Source organism: Streptomyces sp. NPDC047841 (assembly GCF_040704085.1).
In the GTDB taxonomy this organism is placed as follows: Bacteria; Actinomycetota; Actinomycetes; order Streptomycetales; family Streptomycetaceae; genus Streptomyces; species Streptomyces argyrophylli.
On record NZ_JBEYRP010000047.1, the window covers coordinates 23,386 to 34,776 of the forward strand.

The following is an 11,391-nucleotide window of genomic DNA, read 5'->3' on the forward strand; positions in this document are numbered from 1 at the left end:
TCACGCCATGGCCGCTCTCGGATGGCTCACTCCCCGTAGGCGCTCCGCCACGGCGCGGAGCGTGTTGGCAGGCGAGGCCTCGGCGGAGGCCGCCCGCAAGTCCTCGCAGGAAGCCCCGCGCGCCACGCCGGAGGAACCGGAGTTCCCGGTGATCGGGGACGACAGGGCCGCCGCCTTCTTCGACCTCGACAACACGGTGATGCAGGGCGCCGCGCTGTTCCACTTCGGCCGGGGGCTGTACAAGCGGAAGTTCTTCGAGACCCGCGACCTCGCCCGCTTCGCCTGGCAGCAGGCGTGGTTCCGGCTGGCCGGCGTCGAGGACCCCGAGCACATGCAGGACGCCCGCGACTCGGCGCTGTCGATCGTCAAGGGCCACCGGGTCGCCGAACTGGAGTCGATCGGCGAGGAGATCTACGACGAGTACATGGCCGACCGCATCTGGCCCGGCACCCGCGCCCTCGCCCAGGCCCACCTGGACGCCGGCCAGAAGGTGTGGCTGGTCACCGCGGCCCCGGTGGAGATCGCCCAGGTGATCGCCCGCCGCCTCGGCCTCACGGGCGCCCTCGGCACGGTGGCCGAGTCGGTCGACGGCGTCTACACCGGCAAGCTGGTCGGCGAGCCGCTGCACGGGCCGGCCAAGGCCGAGGCGGTCCGCGCGCTCGCCGCCGCCGAGGGGCTGGACCTGTCGCGCTGCGCGGCCTACAGCGACAGCCACAACGACATCCCGATGCTGTCCCTGGTCGGCCACCCCTACGCCATCAACCCGGACGCCAAGCTGCGCAGGCACGCCCGCGAGAAGGACTGGCGCCTGCGCGACTACCGCACCGGCCGCAAGGCGGCGAAGGTCGGCATCCCGGCGGCGGCCGGGGTCGGCGCGGTGGCCGGCGGCACGGCCGCGGCGATCGCCCTGAGCCGACGGCGCCGGTAACCGCCACGGCGGGTCCCGCGCGCACGAATTATGCCGCGGCCATTTCAACACGCGCCGCTCCTTACCGAAACCGGCCTCTTTCCGGTCAACAAACGATCAGCTTGCGAAACTTGACCCACCATCAAACGGTTACGTATGCGACGCAATCGATGATTTGAGCAACTCGGTGTAGCAGGCCCTGCACGAAGCGTTATTCTCCTCAGACGCAATCCGGTACCCCTCCGTCGCTACGACGGGTGAACGGTCCCGCACTGCACGTGATGGAAGCTCTGCCTCTGGGAGTCCCGTGTACCCACACGTCGGGGTTGACGCCTCGGGCCTGGCTACGCTGCGCGCAACGGTCGCGATGGTCAAAGAGACGCTGCGCGGCCACGTCCCCACCGCGTACGCCGTCCCCGCCTCCGCCGTCCCCGCCTTCGCCGCCGCCGCGCCCGCCGGCCCGTGCTACGCACTGGCCGACGGCAGCGCCGCCGTCGGCAGACGAGGGCGGGCCACCGGCGCGGCCACCGCCCGCCGTCCGGCCGCCGACAGCGACAGCGCCCGGATGATGGACCTGGTCGAACGCGCCCAGGCGGGGGAGGCCGAGGCCTTCGGGCGGCTCTACGACCAGTACAGCGACACCGTCTACCGGTACATCTACTACCGCGTGGGCGGCCGGGCGACCGCCGAGGACCTCACCAGTGAGACCTTTCTGCGGGCACTGCGCAGGATCGGCACCTTCACCTGGCAGGGCCGCGACTTCGGCGCCTGGCTGGTCACCATCGCCCGGAACCTGGTCGCCGACCACTTCAAGTCCAGCCGCTTCCGGCTGGAGGTCACCACCGGCGAGATGCTCGACGCCAACGAGGTCGAACGCTCCCCGGAGGACTCCGTCCTGGAGTCCCTGTCGAACGCCGCCCTGCTCGACGCCGTACGGCGGCTCAACCCCCAGCAGCAGGAGTGCGTGACGCTCCGCTTCCTCCAGGGCCTCTCGGTCGCCGAGACCGCCCGGGTCATGGGCAAGAACGAGGGCGCCATCAAGACCCTCCAGTACCGCGCCGTACGCACCCTCGCCCGGCTGCTGCCGGACGACGCCCGCTGACCACGTGACCCAGGGCGACGGCCAACTCACCTCCGGTGAGGGTCCGTTGCCTTTCCGATCCGGTCATCCGCCGTCCGTAACCCAAGTGCCGCGCCAGTCGTTGTGCGGGATACAGGCTCCCTGTGGTCACGTCCTGGCCGACCCCGATCGCCCGATCGCGTGGAAGTTCCATGGGCGTGCAACCCTCAGGACCCCCTGGGGAGTCGACCGTCATGACGAGAGGAGGTGCCGCCAGTGATCGCGAACGTATCGGCGCACCGGCGGGCGAACGCCTTCGCCCAGGCCCTGGAGGAGCAGTCCGACCGGGACACGGCGGCCGAGCAGTCCGTAGGCCCGGCGGGACCACCGCCGACCGCCGGGGACCGGACCGGGCAGGGCGGACTGCTGGCCCTGGCGGCGGGCCTCGGCGCGCTGCCCAAGCCGCAGCTCGACCCCGAGGTCAAGGTCGTCCAGCGGGCCCAGCTGGTGGCCGCGATGGAGGCCATGCTCCAGGAGGGAACCGGGGCGACGGGTGCGTCGGTACCGGAACAGCGCTCCCACCGGGCCAAGGGCGCCCACCGGGCGAGCCCGCTGGGCAAGCTCCGCCCGCGCACGAGACTGACCAAGGGCCTGGCGGCCGGCGGACTCAGCGTCGGCGTGGCCGCCGGGGCCTTCGGCGGGGTCGCCGCCGCCAGCACCGACGCCCTGCCCGGCGACTCGCTGTACGGACTGAAACGCGGCATCGAGGACTTCAAGCTCAACTACCTGACCGACGGCGACGACCAGCGCGGCCAGACCTACCTCGACCAGGCCTCCACCCGCCTCAGCGAGGCCCGGCGCCTGCTGGAGCGCGGCCGGGGCGGCCACCTGGACCACGAGTCCATCGGCGAGATCCGCCGCACCCTGTCCGGGATGCAGCACGACGTCACCGAGGGCCACCGCCTGCTCCACGCGGCCTACGAGGCCGACCCGGACTCGCTCGGCCCCATCCAGGCGCTGTCCACGTTCTCCCGGTCCCACCGGCAGGTCTGGAGCGCGCTCAGCGACCGGCTGCCCACGCAGCTGGGCGATGTGAAACAGCAGGTGTCCTCGGTCTTCGACGCCATAGACGAAGAGGTCGCCCCGCTGCAGTCGCTGCTCCCGCAGCCACCCGCCCAGCCGGGCGGCGGCAGACACCCGGGCGGCTCCGGCCCGGCGTCCACCGGCACCTCCGGCGGCCACCGGTCCACCACGCCCAGCGCGGGCAATACGCCGTCCGCAGGCAAGCACACCGGCACGGGCACGCCGAGCGGCCCGGCCACCGGCAGCAGCGGCGACGGGCTCATCGGCGGTGACACCGGCGGCCTGCTCGAACCGCCGAAGACCGGGTCCGACACCGCGTCCCCGTCCGCCGGCAAGTCCCCCACGGGACAGCCCGACGTCACGATCCCCCCGCTCATCCCCGACCTGCTCCCCGGCCTGGGGATCGACGGGCAGGACGCGGGCTGACGCCACCCGGCCGTACGGCACCGAGGGCGCCCTTTTCCGAGCAGGGCGCCCTCGGTGCCGTCCACCGGACGCCTCAGAAGAACACCGAGCGCCGCTGCACCAGCAGCTTGTACAGCGTGTGCTGGATCTGCTCCCGCACCTGATCGGTCAGGTTGAACATCAGCATCGGGTCCTCCGCCGCCTCCGGCGGATACCCGTCCGTCGGGATGGGCTCACCGAACCGGATCGTCCACTTCGTGGGCAGCGGAACGGCACCGAGCGGACCGAGCCAGGGGAACGTCGGCGTCAACGGGAAGTACGGGATGCCCAGCACTCGCGCCAGCGTCTTGGCGTTGCCGATCATCGGGTAGATCTCCTCCGCCCCGACGATCGAGCACGGGACGATCGGCACCCCCTGGCGCAGGGCCGTGGAGACGAAGCCGCCCCGGCCGAACCGCTGGAGCTTGTACCGCTCGCCGAACGGCTTGCCGATCCCCTTGAAGCCCTCCGGCATCACCCCGACCAGCTCGCCCTGCCCCAGCAGCCGTTCCGCGTCCTCCGCGCAGGCGAGGGTGTGCCCCAGCTTGCGGGCCAGCTCGTTGACCACCGGCAGCACGAAGACCAGGTCGGCGGCGAGCAGCCGGAGATGACGGCCGGCCGGGTGGTGGTCGTGCACCGCCACCTGCATCATCAGCCCGTCCAGCGGCAGCGTCCCGGAGTGGTTGGCGACGATCAGCGCCCCGCCCTCGGCCGGGATGTTCTCGACGCCCTTCACCTCGACCCGGAAGTACTTCTCGAACACCGGCCGCAGCAGCGACATCAGGACCTGGTCGGTCAGCTCCTCGTCGTAACCGAAGTCGTCGACCTCGTAGTCCCCGGTGAGCCGGCGCCGCAGGAAGGCCAGCCCGGCCGCCACCCGCCGCTCCAGGCCGCCGTCCCGCCCGCCTGCCTCCACGGTCTGCGGCGGCTCCTCCTCGCGGCTCACAGGGGCGTCCTCCCGCGCCCGTCCCGGCAGCGGCTGGACCGCGCCCATCTCCCCCGGCTCCCCGAGCGCACCGCGCCGCCGCCGCGGCTGGCGCTGTGCGGCGTTCCCACGGGACCGGTCGTCGTCGAACGGAATGACCTTGGCGTCCGCCATCGTTGCCGCTCTCCTCAGTTGGCGCTGTGCTTCTGGGGGTGGCCGCCTGCCCTCGCGGTCAGCGCGGCGACCCGGTCGACGGCCGCCGCCAGGCCCTCCGGCGGCAGCAGTCCGGCACCCTGGCCGCGCGCGAAGTCCGCGAAGGTCCCGGCCGTCGTGTGGCGGGGCGTGAAGCCCAGCGTCTCGCGCATCTGCGCGGTCTCCACCACCCGCCCGTGGGTGAGCAGCCGGATCTGCTCCGGCGAGAAGTCCGTCATACCGAGCGTACGCACCAGGGACCCGGCCCAGGTGACCGCGGGCAGCGGCAGCGGCACGGTGGGCCGCCCGAGCCGCCGGGAGCACTGCGAGAGCAGCAGCACGCCGTCCCCGGCGATGTTGAAGGTGCCACTGTTCAGGGTGCCCCGGCGCGGCTCGTGCGAGGCGATCCGCAGCACCTCGACGACGTCGTCCTCGTGCACGAACTGCAGCCGCGGGTCGTAGCCGAACACGGTCGGCAGGACGGGCAGCGCGAAGTACGAGGCGAGCGGGGTGTCCGCGGCCGGTCCGAGGATGTTGGCGAACCGCAGCACGCACACGGCGACGTCCGGCCGCCGCCGGGCGAACCCGCGGACGTACCCCTCCACCTCGACGGCGTCCTTCGCGAAGCCGCCGCTGGGCAGCGACTTGGGCGGGGTGGTCTCGGTGAACACGGCGGGGTCGCGCGGCGCGGAGCCGTACACGTTCGTGCTGGACTTCACCACCAGCCGCCGCACGGCCGGCGACTTCTGGCACGCGCCGAGCAGCTGCATGGTGCCGATGACGTTGGTCTCCTTGACCGTGGCCCGGCTGCCGCCGCCCAGGGCCGTGCCCGTGACGTCCAGGTGGACGACCGTGTCCGCGCCGGTCTCGGCGAGCACCCGGGCGATGGTCGGCTGCCGGATGTCGGCCTGGACGAAGTCCGCGCCGCCCAGGTGGTGCGCCGGCGGCACCGCGTCCACGGCGATCACACGCTCGACCTCCGGGTCCCGCTGGATCCGCCGCACGAACCGGCCGCCGAGCTGCCGGGCGACTCCGGTGACGAGCACGATCCGTCCCAAGATCAGCGCCTTCCTTCCCGCATGACCGGTATCCCGCGTTCCCCGTGTGCGGCCAACCTAGCCGGTCGATGGTGCGCTGTGATGACCACAGGTGCGCCCGGCGACGCAAATTCCCCCATCGGTATATGCCTGTGGCCCCCCACCACTGCTGGTGGGGGGCCACAGGGCCACGCTCTCGCTGCGCCGCTTACTTCTTGTTACGGCGCTGAACGCGCGTGCGCTTGAGCAGCTTGCGGTGCTTCTTCTTGGCCATCCGCTTGCGCCGCTTCTTGATAACAGAGCCCACGACTACCCTCGCTCACTTCTCATCACTCGGTTGTTTGGGCGCCATGGGCCCACACGACCTACGAGGGGCTAGCCTACCCAACCGAGCGCCGAGGTCGTAATCGAGGGGTGCCCGGGGGCACCCGGGCGTCGCCGTCAGGCCGTCTCCACCCCCACATAGCTGTCGCGGAGGTACTCGTGCACCGCTTGCTCCGGGACGCGGAACGACCGTCCCACCCGGATCGCGGGCAGATGACCGCTGTGCACCAGGCGGTACACGGTCATCTTCGACACTCGCATCACCGAGGCGACCTCCGCCACGGTAAGGAACTGAACCTCGTTCAGAGGCCTCTCGCCAGCTGCAGCCATGACACACCTGAACCTTCCGCACTCGACGGCCACCGGCTTCCCCTTCCGGTGACTCTTCGTCGTTGCGTGCTCACTCCCCAGACTAGGGGCGGGTGATGCGAGTGGGGAAGAGGTGCACCCATCGGCGGCCTACTGTGACAGACACGCCCGATTGAGCACGTAGCGGATCAGCGGCTGGTAGTGAGCAGACCGCACTGCGTCATCAACCGGAACGGCGACGGACACCCGCCCCTCGGCCTCACCCACGAACAGCGCGGGGTCATCCGTGTCGGCCAGACCGATGGCCTCGAACCCCAGCTGACCAGCACCGCAGACCCAGCCGTGGTCCCCCACCACCAGCTCCGGCAGCGGCCCGCCAGCCGCCGCCGCGGCGTCCAGCGCGACCCGAACCGGGAGCGGCGAGTGGCTGTGGGCGCCCGGCTCACAACCGGGGCGCCCGCTCGCCGGTTCCCGCACCAGGGCAACCCCCCGGACGTATTCGAGGCGATGGGTACGTAGACCGAACCGGGTCAATATGTCGACACAGCGACCCTGCGCCGGGGTGAGGACCTCACATCCCGCCGCCGACAACGCGTCCGCCAGTCCGGCGTAGAAACCGAGCAGCGGACGCGGGTGCCCGGTACCGAGCAGCACCGGCGCGCCACGCCGGGCCACCTCCCGGATCCGCCCGGCGAAAGCGTCCAGCGCGGCGAGCGTCCGCTCCGGATCGATCACATCCGGTCCGGAAAGGTATCGAGGATCGGCCGAAACCCCGCACTTCTCCGCCATCAACCCGAGCAGGTCCCGGACACCCCACGCCCCTTCGGGATCGATCCCGATCAGCACGCGCGGGTCCCGGGCGGCGAACAGCCGGTAGCTCCGCAGGCTCACCTCCCGTGACGTCGCCACCACACCGGCCAGCCGGGCGGCCACCAGATGCGCTCGGAGACGGGCGGCGGTCGACACGGATGCGATGGTGGCCCATCACCGGTGCGGACGGGACGGGAACGCCGGAAGTCCGCACGGTTGGCCTAATCCCGGCCCCCGGGTGGGCCGGGGGACACCGTCAGGGAAGAAGGCCGCGCAACGGGAACACGGCCCGCCGGGTCGCCAGCACGGCCTGGTCGACCCGGTCGGCGGGGTCGTACCCCTCCTCCCAGGACGCCCACGGCACCGGCCACAACCCGTCCGTCATGCGCCACGGCCCCGACTGCCGCGTCCGGGCGTACACGGCCTGCCGCCACTCCTCGGGGATCACCGCCTCCGGAGCCACCGGCTTCCCGGCCGCGATCCCCACCAGGTGCGTCCACGACCGCGGTACGACGTCCACCACCGCGTAGCCGCCCCCGCCCAGCGCGACCCACTTCCCCCCGGCGTACTCGTGCGCCAGATCGTGGCACGCCACCTGCACCGCCCGCTGCGCGTCCAGCGAGACCGCCAGGTGCGCGAGCGGATCCTCGAAGTGCGTGTCGGCCCCGTGCTGGGTGACGAGGACCTGCGGCCGGAACTCCGCGAGCAGCTCCGGCACCACGGCGTGGAAGGCCCGTACCCACCCGGCGTCCCCGGTCCCGGCCGGCAGCGCCACGTTCACCGCGGCCCCCTCCCCCGCGCCCGCCCCGGTCTCCTGCGGCCACCCGGTCTGCGGGAACAACGTACGGGGATGCTCGTGCAACGAGATCGTCAGCACCCGCGGGTCCTCCCAGAACGCGGCCTGCACCCCGTCCCCGTGGTGCACGTCGACGTCCACGTAGGCGACCCGCTCGGCCCCCAGCTCCAGCAGCCGCGCGATGGCGAGCGAGGCGTCGTTGTAGATGCAGAACCCCGACGCCCCACCGGGCATGGCGTGGTGGAGCCCGCCCGCGAAGTTCACGGCGTGGCCGGCGTCGCCCCGCCACACCCCCTCGGCCGCCCCCACCGACTGCCCGGCGATCAGCGCGGACACCTCGTGCATCCCCGCGAACGCGGGATCGTCGGGCGTTCCCAGCCCGTACGAGCCGTCCGCCCCCGCAGGATCGGCCGACGCGGCCTTCACGGCGTCGATGTAGTCCTCCCGGTGGACCAGCCGGAGCGTGGACTCGCCGGCCGGCTTCGCCGCGACGACCTCCACCTCCCGGTCGAGCCCGAAGGCACCCACCAGCCGGCGGGTCAGCTCCAGCCGGACCGGATCCATCGGATGGTTCCGGCCGAAGTCATAGCCCGTTACTGCCTCGTCCCACATCAGCTGTGCGCGGCCGCTCATGCCCGCCACCGTATCGGTCCGGTTGAGTGGCGAACGACCTGGCGTACCCCAGTGTCACCAGCACCAACACCATCGGCACCAGCATGGCCCCCCGGTAGCTCCACGCGTCGCCCAGAGCGCCCACCAGCGGCGCGCCGACCAGGAACCCCACGTAGTTGAAGATGTTCAGCCGCGCGACCGCCGCGTCCGACGTCCCGGGGAACAACCGTCCCGCCGCCGCGAACGTCTGCGGCACCAGCACGCACAACCCCAGCCCCAGCAGGGTGAATCCGAGCATCCCGGCCCACGCGCCGGGCGCCACGGCCACCACCGCGAACCCGCAGGCCGCGACCACCGCTCCGAGCCGTACGACCGCCACGGCCCCGAGCCGCCGGACCCCGAGGTCCCCGAGGGCCCGCCCCACGAGCGTGGTCACCATGTACACGTTGTACGGCACGGTCGCCAGCTGCTCCGAGCTGCCCAGCACGTCCTTCAGGTACTTGGCGCTCCAGTTGGAGACGGTCGAGTCACCGATGTACGCGAACATCATCACCAGACACAGGGGAAGCAGCAGCTTGAAGACGACGGTCCCCCGCTCCGCGCTCCGCTCGGCGTCGGGCACGGGTTCCCCGTCCACGTACCACCGGCTCCCGGCCAGCGCCGCCGGCAGCAGCACGGCCACCGCCGGCAGGTACGACACCCACAGCGTCAGGTGCCAGTGCGCCCCCGCCCAGGCCAGCGAGGCCCCCAGGATCGCGCCCAGGCTGTAGACGGCGTGGAAGCCGAGCATGATGCTGCGCCCGTACGACCGCTGGAGGCTGACGCCGAGCATGTTCATGGACGCGTCCAGCGCACCCACCGCCAGGCCGAACACGCCCAGCGCCACGGCCAGTACGGCGACCTGTCCGTGCCCGCCCGCCCCGACGCCGAGCAGCGCCAGCAGCACCACCGGCTGGGACCAGCGCAGCAGCCGGCTGGGCCGTACCCGCTTCACCAACTGCTCGGTGCACACGCTGCCGATCCCGGCGAGGACGGGCACGGCCGCCAGGAAGACCGGCAGCAGCGCGTCGGACACCCCGTACCGGTCCTGGATGGCCGGGATGCGCGTCACCAGCAGGGCGAAGGCGACGCCCTGGGCGAAGAAGCTGAACGCCAGCGAGGCCCTACCGCGCCGCAGCACATCAGTCATGGCGGCGAGAGTAGGGCCCCGGGCTACCGCTGGGTAGATCCAGCCAAAGATGAATTCTCCTCAGCTTCGGTCCGGGCTCCGGCCCACCCGGCCTCCGCTCGGCGATCAGGCGGCGACGGCCACCTCGGGCCGCTCCGCCCGGCCGGCCTCCACCTCGGCCGCGAGCATCCGCTCCATGGGCTCCGCGGCCAGCCCGCCGCTGACCACGAAAGCGATCACCATCGTGACGATCAGGATCACGGCGCCCAGCCACACCATGGTGTCCACCGGGACGGTGTAGGCACCCACGACCCGTACGACGCATTCGGTCAGCAGGGCCAGGCCCCACACCACGGAGAACACCCGCTCCCTGGACCGGAAGGCCGCGGAGTCGGCCGCCGCCCCGGACACCAGCCGCTGCCAGGCGGCTTCCCTCGCCGCGCTGCCCTTCACCAGGAAGGGCTTCATGCCCGCGGTCATCATCGGCCTGCCGAGCCGGACGGACACCAGGATGCCGATGGCCACCGTGCTGCTGACCCCGCTGTCCTTGGCCAGCATCAGCCGCGGGTCACCCGAGACGAAACTCAGCAGCAGGGACACGACGTTGACGAAGAGGATCAGCCCCGCCAGCGCGTTGGTCCTGCGCTCCCTGACCAGTCCCCCGACCGTCCGCACCGCCGGTACGACACTGCTCCAGGCGAGCGCCGCGAAGGTGCTCGTCCCGAAGGCGTCCTTGAAGAGGTAGTACGAGCCGAGCGGCAGCGCCACATCGACGAGCAGCGGTCTGAAGTTGTCCAGCACGCCCGGCTCGCGGCCCTGGTTCCCCGTGTTCTTCGTCATGCCCTCAGCTTCGCTGCCGGGCCGGGTCCGGCAGTAGAAACGTTCGTCCGGAGCTCCGCATGACAGATGTCAGCCCGCACGGCCGACCGGGGTCATATCAGCAGGTCGAGCAACTGGTCCATGCGGGAGAAGAGGTGACCGGCACCGGCGAGCCTCGCCGCCGGCGTCATCGCGGTGAACCCGTACACGTCCATCCCGGCCGCCACAGCCGCCTGTACGCCCAGCGGTGAGTCCTCCACGACCACGCACCGCCCGGGGGCCACACCCGTCCGCTCGGCCGCGTGCAGGAACAGATCCGGCGCCGGCTTGCCCCGCCCGACATCCTCCGAGCTGAAGACCCGCTCCCGGGGAAACCACCGGTCCAGCCCGGTCGTCCGGTGCCCGACCCGGATCCGCGCGTGACTCCCCGAGGAGGCCACGCAGTACGGCACCCCGTCCGCGGCCAGTTTCTCCAGTACGCCGGTCACCCCGGGCACGGGCCGCAACTCCCGCTCGAACGCGGCGAACACGCGCGCGTGGAAGACCTCGTCGAACTCGGCCGGCAGCCGCTCTCCCGTCCGCTCCAGCACCAGGTCGTGGATCCGGTGCATCGCCGACCCCATGTAGTCGCGGATGGAGTCCTCGTACGTCGTGGGATGCCCGAGTTCGGTCAGATAGGCGGCCAGGAGCCGGTTGGACAGGGGCTCGCTGTCCACGAGGACACCGTCGTTGTCGAAGATCACGAGGTCATAGCGCATGAGTGCACCCTAAACGCAGAAAACCCCCGCACCGAAGGTGCGGGGGTTTTCCCAAAAATTGTTCGGCGGCGTCCTACTCTCCCACAGGGTCCCCCCTGCAGTACCATCGGCGCTGTGAGGCTTAGCTTCCGGGTTCGGAATGTAACC

12 protein-coding genes and 1 rRNA gene are annotated in these 11,391 nt (G+C 71.7%); 3 read left to right on the forward strand and 10 right to left on the reverse strand.

The annotated features are described in order from the left end of the window. Positions 1-7: 7 nt before the first annotated feature. The 3 genes from AB0947_RS40165 (at position 8) to AB0947_RS40175 (ending at position 3,476) form a co-directional block, all read left to right on the forward strand. Entirely contained in the window at positions 8-928 is a 921-nt protein-coding gene (locus AB0947_RS40165) for an HAD-IB family hydrolase (protein WP_079081089.1), read from the forward strand. Positions 929-1,214: 286 nt separating this feature from the next. After that, a complete protein-coding gene (locus AB0947_RS40170) occupies positions 1,215-2,009 on the forward strand; it encodes an ECF subfamily RNA polymerase sigma factor, BldN family (protein WP_366755332.1) in 795 nt (264 codons plus the stop codon). A 234-nt stretch (positions 2,010-2,243) separates the two neighbouring features. Next, positions 2,244-3,476 carry a DUF5667 domain-containing protein gene (locus AB0947_RS40175; RefSeq protein ID WP_366755333.1) on the forward strand — a complete coding sequence of 411 codons (1,233 nt, stop codon included), beginning with the start codon at positions 2,244-2,246 and terminating at the stop codon, positions 3,474-3,476. A gap of 73 nt (positions 3,477-3,549) precedes the next feature. Here the strand turns inward: AB0947_RS40175 and AB0947_RS40180 are convergent, their stop codons facing one another. The 10 genes from AB0947_RS40180 to rrf all read right to left on the reverse strand — a co-directional run. Beyond that, positions 3,550-4,593 carry a lysophospholipid acyltransferase family protein gene (locus tag AB0947_RS40180; protein WP_366755334.1) on the reverse strand — a complete coding sequence of 348 codons (1,044 nt, stop codon included), beginning with the start codon at positions 4,591-4,593 and terminating at the stop codon, positions 3,550-3,552. Positions 4,594-4,607: 14 nt separating this feature from the next. Further along, the gene (locus AB0947_RS40185) at positions 4,608-5,669 is read right to left on the reverse strand and encodes an NAD-dependent epimerase/dehydratase family protein (protein ID WP_366755335.1); all 1,062 of its coding nucleotides are present in this window, start codon (positions 5,667-5,669) and stop codon (positions 4,608-4,610) included. Between the two features lie 187 nt (positions 5,670-5,856). Beyond that, positions 5,857-5,955 (reverse strand): AURKAIP1/COX24 domain-containing protein, encoded by a 99-nt coding sequence (locus tag AB0947_RS40190; RefSeq protein ID WP_003948845.1) that lies wholly within the window; start codon positions 5,953-5,955, stop codon positions 5,857-5,859. 134 nt (positions 5,956-6,089) lie between these two features. Further along, on the reverse strand, positions 6,090-6,302 hold the full coding sequence (locus tag AB0947_RS40195) for a helix-turn-helix domain-containing protein (protein ID WP_121791081.1): 213 nt from the start codon (positions 6,300-6,302) through the stop codon (positions 6,090-6,092). 129 nt (positions 6,303-6,431) lie between these two features. Beyond that, positions 6,432-7,247: a phosphatase gene (locus AB0947_RS40200; RefSeq protein WP_366755336.1), complete on the reverse strand. Its 816-nt coding sequence runs from the start codon at positions 7,245-7,247 to the stop codon at positions 6,432-6,434. A gap of 100 nt (positions 7,248-7,347) precedes the next feature. Continuing rightward, on the reverse strand, positions 7,348-8,520 hold the full coding sequence (locus tag AB0947_RS40205) for an acetoin utilization protein AcuC (protein WP_366755337.1): 1,173 nt from the start codon (positions 8,518-8,520) through the stop codon (positions 7,348-7,350). Next, positions 8,471-9,688: an MFS transporter gene (locus AB0947_RS40210; RefSeq protein ID WP_366755338.1), complete on the reverse strand. Its 1,218-nt coding sequence runs from the start codon at positions 9,686-9,688 to the stop codon at positions 8,471-8,473. Before AB0947_RS40210 ends, AB0947_RS40205 begins: the two co-directional genes overlap by 50 nt. A 105-nt stretch (positions 9,689-9,793) precedes the next feature. Then, positions 9,794-10,507 (reverse strand): VC0807 family protein, encoded by a 714-nt coding sequence (locus AB0947_RS40215; protein ID WP_366755339.1) that lies wholly within the window; start codon positions 10,505-10,507, stop codon positions 9,794-9,796. Between the two features lie 92 nt (positions 10,508-10,599). Continuing rightward, positions 10,600-11,244: an HAD family hydrolase gene (locus tag AB0947_RS40220; RefSeq protein WP_366755340.1), complete on the reverse strand. Its 645-nt coding sequence runs from the start codon at positions 11,242-11,244 to the stop codon at positions 10,600-10,602. Positions 11,245-11,304: 60 nt separating this feature from the next. Further along, a 5S ribosomal RNA gene (gene rrf / locus AB0947_RS40225) occupies positions 11,305-11,391 on the reverse strand; the annotation flags it as partial.